Origin of the sequence: Paenibacillus hemerocallicola, from assembly GCF_006265175.1 — a bacterium.
Lineage (GTDB): Bacteria > Bacillota > Bacilli > Paenibacillales > NBRC-103111 > Paenibacillus_AB > Paenibacillus_AB hemerocallicola.
The window spans coordinates 1-12,071 of the sequence record NZ_VDCQ01000086.1; the positions used below are offsets into that span (position 1 = coordinate 1).

Below are 12,071 nucleotides of genomic sequence, written 5' to 3' on the forward strand. Positions count from 1 at the left end.
TGGGGTACGTTCAAATCCCAGCAGCTGGATTTCTCCAAGCTCGGCGACCATAACAAAAAATCGATCGAAATTCTCAACAAGGCAGGCTGGAAATAATCATGAGCGTCACCGCTTCCTGCTCAAGCCGAAACGGAATAGCAGCGACGGGTCATCCTTGGCATGATCGCGAGCCCTTTGGGCCTGCCCTCATATCGTTTCTTCGACAATTACCGGACATCCCGTCTCCGTCGGAAATGGTTTGGTTCCGATGACGACGGTGGCGTCCAACTCGTCGGAACTGGCCACCTGCGGGGTTAGCCCGTTGCGGGCGAAGATCTCGACGGTCTTCGGCGCCTGCCGCTCGCTAGTCTCGACGAGCAAGTGACCGCCGGGTGCCAGCCAGAGTGGCGCCGCGGCAGCTACCCGCCGCTGGACGTCAAGCCCGTCCGCGCCTCCGTCGAGCGCCACTCGCGCCTCATGTACGCGGGCCTCCGGGGGCAACAGCCTGATCGCCTCGGTGGGTACGTAAGGTGCATTGGCGACCAGAACGTTGACGCGGCCTCGCAGTGTGGCGGGCAGCGGCTCGTAAAGGTCGCCTTCGTATACGTGACCGCCGGCGGCTGCGACGTTGCGACGGGCGCACCGCACTGCGGCGGGATCGATATCGACGGAGTACAGCTCGATTCGTTCCAGGGCGGCAGCCAGTGCGGCGCCCAACGCGCCCGAGCCGCAGCACAGGTCCACCACTACGGCTCCCGAGCGAACAAGGGCGGCAGCCTGGCGGACAAGAAACTCGGTGCGGTGACGAGGTACGAAGACTCCCTTGTCCACCGCTATCCGCAGACCGCAGAACTCCGCCCAGCCGATGACGTGCTCGAGCGGCACACCGGCGGCTCGCCGGTCCGCCATTGCGACGAGATCGGCCGGCGTCCGTGCCGCGGACACGAGCAAGCGGGTCTCCTCTTCGGCGAAAACACAACCGGCGTCCCGAAGCCTGCTGACCGTGATTGAATAAAGGGTATCTGCATGAAAGTCACCCCGATTCACAAATGATCCTAACTCGGCACGGAGTGCTGTCCTATCCAAGTCCATAAATCTCCTCATTTCGATAGGATTCTATCGAATCGCTTAAAAATTATATAATCATTTTATCCCCGTCATAGATTGCCGGATAGGTATAGATTCGTTATAAGGAACTACTCAGTCCACTCCTCTCTCCCGGCCGTCCAGTCTCTGGAGCATTGACTTTGACGTTGCGTAAAGGTGTATGCTTCTCTCGAAGCGGACATTCAAGATCCGCAACCGGGAGGAATTGCAAATGATTATTAACGGAATCGATATGCTGCGAAATCAGCGTTTATGGTTGGAAGCCGCACCTGATCGGAGACCGGACATGTACAAGGAGATGGTGGTCGAGCCGCTCCGTCCATTCTGGGAATCGATGCTGGCGAAGATGCCGCCGGGGCAGGATAAGTCCGATCCCGCAGGGTTAATGGGCGTGTACGCCCCGGATCTGGATGACAAAGAAGGAATAGCGGCCATTGCCTGGCTTGAGCGTACCGGCTCTTGGCAAGATTGCCTAAAAACGATCGAACAAGCGGAACGACTGCTGCGTCCGGCAGACCACGGCGTCTTTCTTGATCATGTCCAGTATTCGCTGGTCCTTGCCAATCCCAAGAAGTTTGGACACCTGTACGGTTATACGGGCTTCGGCGGAACGCCCGGACAGGCGATCGTGCTCGTATGGCCGAGCGACTACAATGTGCCGCGGCTGCCGGCGATTACGGCACACGAATTTCACCATAACATCCGTTTGTCCTACGAGCCATGGAGCGCGGACACGACGGTCGGCCAATATATCGTGGTGGAAGGGCTGGCGGAAGCATTTGCCGCCGAGATGTGCGGAGCGGACAAATTGGGCCCATGGGTGCATTCGCTTGACGATGAGCAGCATGAGCAGGTCAGACCTATTTATCGGGAGGCGTTGTCGACAACCGGATTCCCGGTCATCCTGGGCTACATGTTCGGCAATCCGCAGTCGAATATTCCGGCGTACGCCGGCTATTCCGTCGGGTACCGGGTCGTAAACGAATATTTGCGGCATAGCGGAAAATCGGCAGTGGAGGCGACCTATCGGCCCTGGCAAGAAATTATCGAGGAGTCGCGGTACTTCTGATCGAGAGATTCGGATGACCCGGAGTCCAAGAGCACGGAGGCATGCACCCCGCCTCGGTGCTCTTAATTCATATATTCCTATACCAGCGCAGCGCTATTCTTTCCAGCTCTTTAACAAACGCATCCTTGCCGTCCATATAAGCCGTAATGTCGTTCGGGAATTGTTTTGCAAGGTTTTCTTTTAAATTTCCATACTGCTTTACTTCCTCGGAATGGGTTCGAAGGTAGTCTCTTACAGCCAAATGGCGATTGATATCTTCCTTGTTATCCACCTGAAATACATGTACTTGATGCGTTCTATTATCTCCGCCTTTTCTGAAATATCTTCTTCCTTTCATGCCCAGCTCGCCCATGCATTCGTAACCGAGACCCGCCATTTGTTCGTTAAACGAATCGATTTTTTCGATATCTTTTACTACTGGCATGATATCAATGATCGGTTTGGCTTGTAGCCCGGGAACGGAAGTGCTGCCGATATGGTGAATATCAATTAGCTCATCGACAAAAATTCGTTTAATTTTTCGGGATTCTTCTCTGAACATTTGCCTCCAATTATCGTTATATTCCGTAACGACGACATGCATCTGGCTAACCTCCTTAAGGTCATGTTAGAATTTGAGTTCAGGTAAGATTTATCAAAAGAGAGGGCACAAAGTCAATATGAAATTCATTTTGCTATTTGGTCCGCAAGCCGTCGGCAAGATGACCGTCGGTCAGGAGCTTGAAAAAATAACCGGGCTGAAGCTTTTTCATAACCATATGAGCATTGAAATGGTAGCCCCCTTTTTCAGTTATGGCACTGCACCCGGGAAACGGCTAGTCAGGCTGTTTCGTCAAGCGATATTTGAAGAAGTCGCTGACAGCGATTTGGACGGATTGATTTTCACATACCTTTGGTCGTTCGACCGCCAGGCGGATTGGGACTATGTAGAACAAATTTGCCGCATATTCGAATCCAAGGGCGGTGTAGTTTGCTTCGTCGAGCTGGAAGCGGAGCTGGGGATAAGACTGGAGCGCAATAAAAGCCCGCACAGACTGAAGCATAAGCCTACCAAAAGAGATATAGATTTCTCCGAACGGGATCTGAGAAGCAAGATGGCGACAAACCGGTTAAACTCCCTGGAGGGTGAAATCAAAAGAGAAAACTATATGAGAATAAACAATTCAACTTTGAGCCCGGAAGAAGTCGCTACCATGATCAAGCAACGGTTTGAATTGTAGACACGAGTCGGCGTCGCCAGCCTTTTACAGGGAAAGATCAATTAATGCGCTCAATTCGCTTAAACTATGGATAACTTCAGCCTCTTCAGCAGCCGTCTCGTGATTTCTGTTTAACCATATCCCTCTCATTCCCGCTTCCTTGCTTGAGAGGGCATCCGTATGCAGACGGTCGCCGACATAAATACACGCATCCGTCCGTTTATTAGCTCTTCTGCAGGCTTCCACAAAAATCCGTTTGTCCGGTTTGGCTATTCCGATTTCATCCGAAGTGATAATTAGGGCGAAATGCTGTAGAATGCCGAGATTTTTTAATTTTTGGAGCTGCTGCTCGTGATTCCCATTCGTTATGATCCCTTTTTCCGCATGATTCAAACTTAATAAGCAATTCTCCACGTCATCGTAACACTGCCAATTTTGCTCAAACGATTGCAAATAGAGCCGGAACTTGCAATCGGCCTCTTCCCGAGTCAGCTTAATCCGATAGCGGGAGAAGAGTTCGATCATCCTGATCCTTCTTTGTTCTTCGAACGTTAACTCCCCGGATAAATATTTGTCAAAATAATGCTCCATCACCTCTTTATAGACATTATAGAACTCATTCTCATCTACATGGGCTAAGTCCGCATGTATGTTATATAAGGCCAAGATTCCCTTTTTGTCCGCATAATCATGATCCAAAAGAGTTCCATCCAAATCGAAGAATATCAAACGGCTCCCCTACTCCCCTTTTATTTCGGGCTTCCCGGCCTCGATCAGCATTTTATTGCCCAGCATGAAAAGGCTCAGGGTAACAACAAGCAAACCCGCTCCGACACAAGCATAACCAGCGATTGCAAGCTGCCGTTTATCGCATTCACCTTGGCAAGTTTTTCCTCCGGCACGAGTTGCGGAAGAAAGGCTCTAACGGTAGGTGCTTGAACCCCTGTCCCGAGCGCACGTATGGCAGACGCCGCAAAGAGCAGCCATATCGCATCGTACCCCAAATAAAACAAGACGGCTAATAGAAGCGTTGCCAGAGCTGTCAAACAATCCGACAAAATAATAAGTTTTTTTCGATTATAACGATCCGCCCATACTCCTGCAAAGGGAGTAACCAAAAAAACAGGCAGAAACCCGCAAATAATGGATAGCGTCATCATGACACCGGACTGTGTTTGCAAGGCGATATACCACGTAATGGCATATTGAACCAGCATCGATCCAAAAAGAGATAAGGTCTGGCTGGTCAAAAAGAGTATGATGGTCTTCTCCCGGTTTTTGTACATGTCAAAACCAATACGGTCGCCATGCTCGGTATCCATACGGATGTCAATGGCACGAGCCGCTTCAAAAAATCTGTGATCAAACGAAAAAACTTCACCTATTTCAAATGGTTTTCCGCAAGTGTTGCAAATATAGGCTTGGGTAGCCGCATCAAACCTGTATCCCCCCTTAAGCTCCTCCAAAGTAAGCTTGTCAATTTCCACAATCCATCACTCCATCGTTTTCGTTTATTATTTTAATAAATATATTTATAATCTGTTTATAAAATTAATCAACATATTTTTTTGCACAATGAATGTCCATTTGTTTGAAACAGCCTGTTTTCTTAAAAGTTATTGACAGCTGCACTCTCCGGTTATATAGTTAGTTACATGAGTAGTTAACCAGTTTGGTGGTGGTGGATAAATGTCCTTTCTGATAGATGACAGCCGGCCTATATTCGTTCAAATTGCCGAACGGATCGAAGATGACATTATTAAGGGCGTACTGCCCGAGGAGTCGCAGGTTCTTTCGACGAACCAGTTTGCCGCTTTTTACAAAATCAATCCGGCAACCGCGGCAAAAGGCGTGAATCTGCTTGTTGATGAAGGAATTTTGTACAAAAAGCGAGGGATCGGCATGTTTGTGGCAGAGGGTGCCCGTGCGAAAGTGATCGAGAAGCGAAAGGAACAATTTTTCGAAGAATATGTCGTTACGATGGTCCGGGAAGCGAAGAAGCTTGGCATTTCGGCCGAACAGCTAACGGATATGATCCGGAGAGGAGACATGCATAATGGGTAAAATAGTCGAATTGAACGGGCTGACGAAAGCTTACGGGGATGTGAAGGCAGTCAATAATGTCAGCTTCACCATGAATGAACAGAAAATCTACGGTCTGCTGGGCAGGAACGGGGCCGGGAAGACGACGATCATGCAGATGATCACCGCCCAACTGTTCTCCACGAGCGGGGAGCTTAAAGTATTCGGGGAAAATCCTTACGAGAATAACCACGTGCTCAGCCAAATTTGTTTTATTAAGGAAAGCCAAAAATATCCGGATGTATATCGCATTATCGATGTGCTGAATATATCCGCTTCTTTCTTTCCCAATTGGGATCGCGACTATGCGCTTTCGCTCGCCGAGGAATTTCGGCTTCCGCTGAAACGGAGAATGAAGAAGCTTTCCAGAGGGATGCTCTCCTCTGTCGGCATTATTGTCGGCCTTGCCAGCCGCGCGCCTCTCACGATATTCGACGAGCCCTACCTGGGTCTCGATGCGGTAGCCCGCAGCTTGTTTTACGAACGGCTGATCGAGGATTATTCGCTGCATCCGCGGACGGTCGTTCTGTCCACGCACCTCATCGATGAAGTGAGCAGCATTCTGGAGCATGTGATGTTGATCGATAGCGGGACCTTGATCCTCGATGAGGATGCCGAATCGCTTCGCGGTCGGGCCTTTACGTTGGCAGGGCCCAAAGCTGCCGTCGAATCCTTTACGGCGGGCAAGGAGGTCATCCATCGCGAGCCTTTCGGCAACCTGGTAACTGCGACCGTAATGGGACATTGGGATGCCGGAGAACGCAAGCGGGCAGAAGCGTTGGGACTTGAATGTGCCCCCGTATCCCTCCAGCAGTTGGTTATTTATTTGACGAATGGAAAAATGCAAAGAAAGGCGGCTGAAATGGGATGAACCGAGTCGCAAGCGTCATGAAAATGCACGGCAGGGATAAATGGTCGTGGTTTTTCGTCCCCTGGCTGGTCACGCTCTCCAGCTTTACGATCAATCTGATAATCAGCTATTTTATCGACGAACCTGTCGTAACGGGCGGTATCGCCTCCCTCTTCATCTATATGTTCGTAGCCGGGATTATAACGCCGGCCCAAACGTTTCCGTTCGCGATCGGCATGAGTGTAAGCCGCACGGATTATTATCTGGGAACCTCGGCCATGATCGTTCTCGCAAGCATCGGGTCCGCCGTTCTGCTGTTTATTCTCGGACTCGTCGAAGGGTGGACGGGCGCCTGGGGAAGCGATCTGCATTTCTTTACTGTGCCGTATTTGAGTGACGGTCCTCTCATCAATCGATTCATGGTGCCTCTAGTCCTCTTGCTGTTCATGCATTATTGCGGAATTTTGATTGCCGCTACGCATAAGCGTACAGGACGCAACGGCATGTTTATCGCTTCGGGTATTTTGCTGCTGGTGTTTACCTTTCTCGGCTTCCTGGCCTCCTATCTGAACTGGTATCCCGCCATCTTCGGTTGGATGGTCAAGCAATCGGCCGTGGACTATACCCTGTGGATGCTTCCCTTCCTCCTTCTATTCGCGGTGGCGTCTTACCTGCTGCTGCGCAGGGCGACGGTATAATTTTTTATCCGATAGCTTTCAAAGAGGAGCTGCCCCATGGCAAGCTCCTCTTTATCGTTCTCGTCAGCGTAACGAACAATGCCTCCGCTAAGAAAGGACCTCGACGGTAAAACCACCCGGAGCCTTCACATAAAATGTCCAAGCATGAGATCTTTGCGGCGGCGCGACATCGAATCCATCGGCCTTCAACCGTCGATGAATCTGATTCACCTTCTCCTCGCTCTCCTGCCCGAAGCCGATATGGAACGTCTTCGGGTAGCTGACCTGGGTACCCTTCATTAAGGTGAGCACCAGCCCGTCGTCATCAAACAGCGCGGCAAATGAATGTTCACGCGCGTCTCCGCCCGTATCCGCGCTTTTTAGCCCGAAATAAGTTTCCAGAAACTGTCTGGCCGCCGGAACGTCAGTGACCGTCAGATTAACATGGTTCAGTTTCATCCTGTACGCTACACTCCTTTTTCTTAATGATGTATTCCTAATAAAGCGTAACACCTTCATGCAAGTGATAACCTTTTCGCCGTCGGAAGTTGATTTATATATAAAAACCCGTCACGGTAGTTTAATCTATATATAGAATATATCGAAGGGAGGGAACGCGACATGAAGCGACCCAATATCGTACTGATTATGACCGATCAGCATCGCTTTGATGCGCTCGGGTGCTATGGCAATACCGTTATCGAAACGCCTAACCTGGACTCGCTTGCCCAGGAAGGAACCGTATTTGCAAGCGCCTATTCCAGCACTCCGTCCTGCGTTCCCGCGAGGACATCGCTCTTGACCGGCATGGACCCCTGGCATACCGGCATTCTGGGCACCGGCAAAGGCCAAGGCAAAATGGGCGGCAACTTCAAGCATACGCTGCCCGGCGAGCTGTCCAAATCCGGCTATTGCACGCTCGGCGTGGGAAAGATGAACTTCAATCCCCAACGCGCTTTAAACGGCTTTCATCAAACGTCGCTGGACGAGTCGGGCAGAGTGGAATCGCCCGGGTTCGTGTCCGACTACGCAGCCTGGTTTGAACGCAATAAAACAGGGGATTACGGCCCGGTCGACCACGGCGTCGACTGGAATTCCTGGATGTCCCGGCCGTTTCACGCTCCCGAGTTTTTACATCCGGTTAACTGGACGATTAACGAATCGATTCGTTTGCTGGAGAAGCGGGACCCGACCGCACCGTTCTTCCTGAAAACATCCTTTTCCAGACCGCATTCGCCTTACGATCCCGTTCCCTATTACTTCGATCTGTACCGGGAGAAGTCTCTGCCCGCCCCCTGCATCGGAGAATGGGCCGGCATGCATGACCAGCCGGACGAGGCACACTCGCCAAACGCTTGGAGAGGCAAACGCAAGAACGAAGAAGTGCTCCGGGCGCGAGCCGGATATTACGGGCTTGTCAATCAGATCGATCAGCAAATCGGCAGGTTGTTCAGTTATTTGAGGCATATCGGCGCATGGGAGAATACCGTCATCGTCTTCACTTCCGACCACGGGGATATGCTGGGGGATCATCATTTATGGCGGAAAACGTATGCTTACGAAGGCTCCGCCCACATTCCGCTCATCGTCCGGCTCCCCAAATCAATGCGTCAGGCCAAGGCGATTCCTGGACGGATCCACAATCCGGTATGTCTGCAGGATATTATGCCGACCATCCTCGATTCAGCCGGGCTCCCGGTGCCGGCGGTCGTGGACGGAAGCAGTATGCTCCCCCTGCTCCGAGGAGAAACTGCCGCTTGGCGCGAATTTGTGCACGGCGAGCATTCATGGTGCTATTCGGAAGAGCAAGAAATGCAATATGTCACCGATGGCCGATGGAAGTACATATGGTTCCCTCGTCTCGGTACCGAGCAATTGTTCGACCTTGGCATCGACCGCGGGGAATGCCGGGATTTATCCGGGGACCCTCGGTATACCGGCGAGCTGGCCGCGTGGCGGGAGCGCCTCATTCAAGTGCTGGAGCCGAGAAACGCCGGTCTGACCGAAGGCAGCCGCCTAGTTTGCCAAGCAGGCCAACCGCCGCTCGTCTCGCCACACTATAAGCTGAGAACGGAGCCTGCAAACGTTCAGCTCTAGCGAACAAACCGTTGCGATAATTTCATACCGGGAAAACCCCTTCTCATCACGCGATGGAAGGGGTTGGCGTGTTCAGCGGTTACCTTGGCCCGTGCGGTACAATGGGCGATCTCGAGCTGCGTTATTTCATTGAATGTGTGGAGCTACGCTTCGATATCGTATTAGCCAGCTGCTCCGGGTCTGCGCTTTCCAATACCATTTTATCAAATTCATGTCCTTTCAGATCAAGGATTACTACTTTATCGGCGTCATGATAGGATAGAAAATATTGCTCTCCATCCATAACGAAATGCCCTGCTTTGTAGCCGAGTGCCGCAATGCCCGTTCTTCTTACTGCTGTCCATGGAAGCTTGAAATTTCCAGCCTGTACGTTTTCAACCGAAGTGTATGGAACTATTATTTTCCTTCTTAAAGTGGCAACCGCCGTCCAGCCCGAAATATCCAATACGAATTCGCTATCGCCTGATACTACTTGAACACTCACTTCCTATCTCCTCCTCTTGCATAGTGTATTTGAAATTCCTCCATAGTTATCCTTGCGAGTTTTGCGGAATAAACGCACCTGCGAAAATTCGAGTAACGCGTTCGGGTGTCGGTTCGTTATGGATAACAGCTTCGATGCACTTGTTCATGGATTGGACGAGCTCCTGAAATTCTTCATCCGTCAAATGCAAGGGCGTATTCCAATAGGCGAATCCATCTTGTTTATACTGTCGGGGGGATGTTTCCGTCAGATAAGCTGTCGCTTGCCGAAGCAAATGATTATGAAATACGGAAAAATAGCGAACATGGTCTTCCTGTGAACTCGTTTCGATTTCGTCATCAGGAATGTGCAAGTTTTCTTTTCTAACCGAAAACACTCGTTCCTCCGTTCCTTTTACTTTTTTCGTATCGATAATCTCGATCTGATTCGCCTTAAGCAACAAATTCATATGACGGTATAAAGTAGCTTGAGGAACATCGCCAAGCGCATCCACAAGTTGTGCGATCGTCAGCGGTTTACCTAGAAGCAATTGTTGCACAATCCTCATTCGAATAGGATGAAGGAGCACATCCACTTTTGTTTTCATTGTGTCTTCTCCATAATCATTATCATTATATAAAATGATAATAACATCTTTTACTCTTTTCCGCAAGCCGGTTGGCATCGCCCATCCAAAACCTTGTCATCGGTCCGACTCGCACCTGCATTTCGACACAAAACGCGACAAAATCAGGAAACCGCGCATGTCCATAATTGGGCAAATCTCCCCATGCGATTACCAGTTGCTTCCACTATGCTTGGTGGGAACGAATCTTTCAAGGAGGAACGCTTGATGTCGAATCCAGAGCTGGAACAATTGGGAAAGCTGACCGCGTCGGATCACGATCTCCAGAAAGCGGCATTGTCAGGCATTTCCAAAGTCATCCATGAACATATTGAACAGAAACAATTGAAGGTCAGCCCGGAGCTATTGAAAAGCCTGGGAGGGCTTGAATCAGGCTCGTACCTGAACGAAGCATACAACGAGGACATCATTTTGGTTCGAAGCGTGATTGTGTATGTGAAGTCGCGTGTGCTGGACTTGGCGCACGATCTCGTCCAGCTTCATGACGTCCGGACCCGGGTGGACAATCAATTGTCCAAAATGAATTTGAATCTGAATTCGCCGACAATCAAATGACAACAAACTACACCCCGGGACGGTTGAATCCCGGGGTGTAGTTGGATCGAAGCTTTAATCGAAGCTATAGAAGGAGCCGATCCAAGCCAATGGCACTGATCATGAATCTCTCTTTCTTGTTTCCCAATAATTGTTGCGTCCAATCCACAATCCCGCCATCCCCTATTTGATGGATGTTCCCGCGTATATTCGCAATAATCGTAAATTGCAAACCTTTGTAGTATTGGTTATCCTGCTTCATGGGATTTATCGAAGCAGCAACGTTTATGGAATTGCGTTCAGCGTGCAGCAGTATTCTCCGGACCAAGTCTTCGGGGTCCTTATAACCGCCTCTAACACTGAGCGACACTTCTATCTCGGATTGAAACAGCGATTGAAACATATGTTGGAATACTTGTATATGCTCCCAAAACGAGCTGATCTCGAAAGAATACGATCCCTGATCTACTCCCGATGAAACCATGCAAAATAAATGAAAATGCGGCAGCATGCCCGGAGCCTTTTTGAACTTTTGGGCCCTTGCATGGCGGTGAGTCGTACTGAATCTAACGAAGCCGTTCCGGTTGTCCAGCGTGCCGGACTTCAAACCATCGCTTACGTGCAACGCCAGAAGGTTGGTAGCATCCGCCACCACTTCCGTCCCTCTCAATGCGGATATGATTTTGTTCTGGTCTGCCGCAGCCACAATCGAGCAAGAACCCAGCGGAGCTATTGGGGATAATTGAACAGGGGCGAACAAGTGTTCTTGGGCGATATTCAATATATCCAATTCCAGCTGTTTCATTTGTAAAGGATTCACTTCAGCCGGCTTCACAAATCGGTTTTCCTGATACCTTTTCAACAAATCCGCTGCAGAAGCCGCCTTTGTCTTTTCCCTGAACACTTCGAGCAGCAACGTGTTCAAGTCGGACCCGGAAATTTGTTCGGCAAGTAATTCCACCATGTTTCCGACGCCAAGCTTACGAACTATTCTGTCAAGATTCCTCTGTTCTTCCGACATAGGACACATCCTCACTCGGGAATAGTTGCATCTTCAAAAGGCAAAAATCGCCCCAAACCATTGGGACGATGCAGATCGCTTATTCGGAGACCGGCATTTCAGCCAGCATGAGCCATTGGTGATTAATGGGATTATAAGGATTGTTGGATAGGTTGTCAATAATCCGTACATTAGTCGAGCGCCATCGAACCCATTGTCAAACAACTAATTTGCTTATTAGCAGCCTCATTTCGCTGAATTCGCTCATTCGACAAGCAATTAGCGAAATGAGGTTCACCAATAAGCAATTCGGTTCATGAAGAATGGCCCCGACTACTATCCAGGAATCCGTTATACCGGAGTCCTAT

14 protein-coding genes and 1 pseudogene are annotated in these 12,071 nt (G+C 50.1%); 7 read left to right on the plus strand and 8 right to left on the minus strand.

Going from position 1 to position 12,071, the window contains the following annotated elements; translation table 11 throughout:
- Positions 1 to 186: 186 nt before the first annotated feature.
- Positions 187 to 1,026 (minus strand): putative protein N(5)-glutamine methyltransferase, encoded by an 840-nt coding sequence (locus tag FE784_RS36260; RefSeq protein ID WP_246132348.1) that lies wholly within the window; start codon positions 1,024 to 1,026, stop codon positions 187 to 189.
- Between the two features lie 271 nt (positions 1,027 to 1,297).
- Here FE784_RS36260 and FE784_RS36265 point away from each other — a divergent pair, with 271 nt between their 5' ends.
- The gene (locus FE784_RS36265; protein ID WP_176706768.1) at positions 1,298 to 2,155 is read left to right on the plus strand and encodes a DUF2268 domain-containing putative Zn-dependent protease; all 858 of its coding nucleotides are present in this window, start codon (positions 1,298 to 1,300) and stop codon (positions 2,153 to 2,155) included.
- A 67-nt stretch (positions 2,156 to 2,222) separates the two neighbouring features.
- Here the strand turns inward: FE784_RS36265 and FE784_RS36270 are convergent, their stop codons facing one another.
- The gene (locus FE784_RS36270) at positions 2,223 to 2,738 is read right to left on the minus strand and encodes a GrpB family protein (protein WP_139607130.1); all 516 of its coding nucleotides are present in this window, start codon (positions 2,736 to 2,738) and stop codon (positions 2,223 to 2,225) included.
- Between the two features lie 76 nt (positions 2,739 to 2,814).
- On the opposite strand from FE784_RS36270, the gene FE784_RS36275 reads away from it, so the two are divergent.
- Positions 2,815 to 3,375 (plus strand): DEAD/DEAH box helicase family protein, encoded by a 561-nt coding sequence (locus tag FE784_RS36275; RefSeq protein ID WP_139607131.1) that lies wholly within the window; start codon positions 2,815 to 2,817, stop codon positions 3,373 to 3,375.
- Between the two features lie 24 nt (positions 3,376 to 3,399).
- Here FE784_RS36275 and FE784_RS36280 read toward each other — a convergent pair whose 3' ends face one another.
- The gene (locus tag FE784_RS36280) at positions 3,400 to 4,083 is read right to left on the minus strand and encodes an HAD family hydrolase (protein ID WP_139607132.1); all 684 of its coding nucleotides are present in this window, start codon (positions 4,081 to 4,083) and stop codon (positions 3,400 to 3,402) included.
- An 80-nt stretch (positions 4,084 to 4,163) separates the two neighbouring features.
- Positions 4,164 to 4,640 (minus strand): annotated as a pseudogene (locus tag FE784_RS36285) (MFS transporter); the annotation flags it as partial.
- A gap of 403 nt (positions 4,641 to 5,043) precedes the next feature.
- On the opposite strand from FE784_RS36285, the gene FE784_RS36290 reads away from it, so the two are divergent.
- The 3 genes from FE784_RS36290 to FE784_RS36300 are packed head-to-tail and all read left to right on the plus strand — an operon-like array spanning position 5,044 to position 6,984.
- Positions 5,044 to 5,418, plus strand: a complete 375-nt coding sequence (locus FE784_RS36290) for a GntR family transcriptional regulator (RefSeq protein WP_139607133.1) — start codon at positions 5,044 to 5,046, stop codon at positions 5,416 to 5,418.
- A complete protein-coding gene (locus tag FE784_RS36295) occupies positions 5,411 to 6,307 on the plus strand; it encodes an ABC transporter ATP-binding protein (RefSeq protein WP_176706770.1) in 897 nt (298 codons plus the stop codon). Before FE784_RS36290 ends, FE784_RS36295 begins: the two co-directional genes overlap by 8 nt.
- A complete protein-coding gene (locus FE784_RS36300) occupies positions 6,304 to 6,984 on the plus strand; it encodes a hypothetical protein (RefSeq protein ID WP_139607135.1) in 681 nt (226 codons plus the stop codon). Before FE784_RS36295 ends, FE784_RS36300 begins: the two co-directional genes overlap by 4 nt.
- A gap of 87 nt (positions 6,985 to 7,071) precedes the next feature.
- Here the strand turns inward: FE784_RS36300 and FE784_RS36305 are convergent, their stop codons facing one another.
- Positions 7,072 to 7,422, minus strand: a complete 351-nt coding sequence (locus tag FE784_RS36305; RefSeq protein ID WP_139607136.1) for a VOC family protein — start codon at positions 7,420 to 7,422, stop codon at positions 7,072 to 7,074.
- A gap of 162 nt (positions 7,423 to 7,584) precedes the next feature.
- Between FE784_RS36305 and FE784_RS36310 the strand changes: the two genes are divergently transcribed.
- Positions 7,585 to 9,060, plus strand: a complete 1,476-nt coding sequence (locus FE784_RS36310; protein WP_139607137.1) for an arylsulfatase — start codon at positions 7,585 to 7,587, stop codon at positions 9,058 to 9,060.
- Between the two features lie 121 nt (positions 9,061 to 9,181).
- On the opposite strand, the gene FE784_RS36315 is transcribed toward FE784_RS36310, so the two are convergent.
- Entirely contained in the window at positions 9,182 to 9,544 is a 363-nt protein-coding gene (locus FE784_RS36315) for a hypothetical protein (RefSeq protein WP_139607138.1), read from the minus strand.
- Positions 9,545 to 9,590: 46 nt separating this feature from the next.
- On the minus strand, positions 9,591 to 10,130 hold the full coding sequence (locus tag FE784_RS36320) for a helix-turn-helix domain-containing protein (RefSeq protein WP_176706771.1): 540 nt from the start codon (positions 10,128 to 10,130) through the stop codon (positions 9,591 to 9,593).
- 246 nt (positions 10,131 to 10,376) lie between these two features.
- Here FE784_RS36320 and FE784_RS36325 point away from each other — a divergent pair, with 246 nt between their 5' ends.
- Positions 10,377 to 10,724 carry a hypothetical protein gene (locus FE784_RS36325; RefSeq protein ID WP_139607140.1) on the plus strand — a complete coding sequence of 116 codons (348 nt, stop codon included), beginning with the start codon at positions 10,377 to 10,379 and terminating at the stop codon, positions 10,722 to 10,724.
- A 64-nt stretch (positions 10,725 to 10,788) separates the two neighbouring features.
- Here FE784_RS36325 and FE784_RS36330 read toward each other — a convergent pair whose 3' ends face one another.
- A complete protein-coding gene (locus FE784_RS36330; RefSeq protein ID WP_139607141.1) occupies positions 10,789 to 11,724 on the minus strand; it encodes a hypothetical protein in 936 nt (311 codons plus the stop codon).
- Positions 11,725 to 12,071: the final 347 nt, after the last annotated feature.

What these genes read in the sequence shown, in the direction of transcription:
- FE784_RS36265 (WP_176706768.1), top strand. Translation starts at nt 1,298, where the DNA reads ATGATTATTAACGGAATCGATATGCTGCGAAATCAGCGTTTATGGTTG.
- FE784_RS36270 (WP_139607130.1), bottom strand. Translation starts at nt 2,738, where the DNA reads ATGCATGTCGTCGTTACGGAATATAACGATAATTGGAGGCAAATGTTC.
- FE784_RS36275 (WP_139607131.1), top strand. Translation starts at nt 2,815, where the DNA reads ATGAAATTCATTTTGCTATTTGGTCCGCAAGCCGTCGGCAAGATGACC.
- FE784_RS36290 (WP_139607133.1), top strand. Translation starts at nt 5,044, where the DNA reads ATGTCCTTTCTGATAGATGACAGCCGGCCTATATTCGTTCAAATTGCC.
- FE784_RS36295 (WP_176706770.1), top strand. Translation starts at nt 5,411, where the DNA reads ATGGGTAAAATAGTCGAATTGAACGGGCTGACGAAAGCTTACGGGGAT.
- FE784_RS36300 (WP_139607135.1), top strand. Translation starts at nt 6,304, where the DNA reads ATGAACCGAGTCGCAAGCGTCATGAAAATGCACGGCAGGGATAAATGG.
- FE784_RS36305 (WP_139607136.1), bottom strand. Translation starts at nt 7,422, where the DNA reads ATGAAACTGAACCATGTTAATCTGACGGTCACTGACGTTCCGGCGGCC.
- FE784_RS36310 (WP_139607137.1), top strand. Translation starts at nt 7,585, where the DNA reads ATGAAGCGACCCAATATCGTACTGATTATGACCGATCAGCATCGCTTT.
- FE784_RS36320 (WP_176706771.1), bottom strand. Translation starts at nt 10,130, where the DNA reads ATGAAAACAAAAGTGGATGTGCTCCTTCATCCTATTCGAATGAGGATT.
- FE784_RS36325 (WP_139607140.1), top strand. Translation starts at nt 10,377, where the DNA reads ATGTCGAATCCAGAGCTGGAACAATTGGGAAAGCTGACCGCGTCGGAT.
- FE784_RS36330 (WP_139607141.1), bottom strand. Translation starts at nt 11,724, where the DNA reads ATGTCGGAAGAACAGAGGAATCTTGACAGAATAGTTCGTAAGCTTGGC.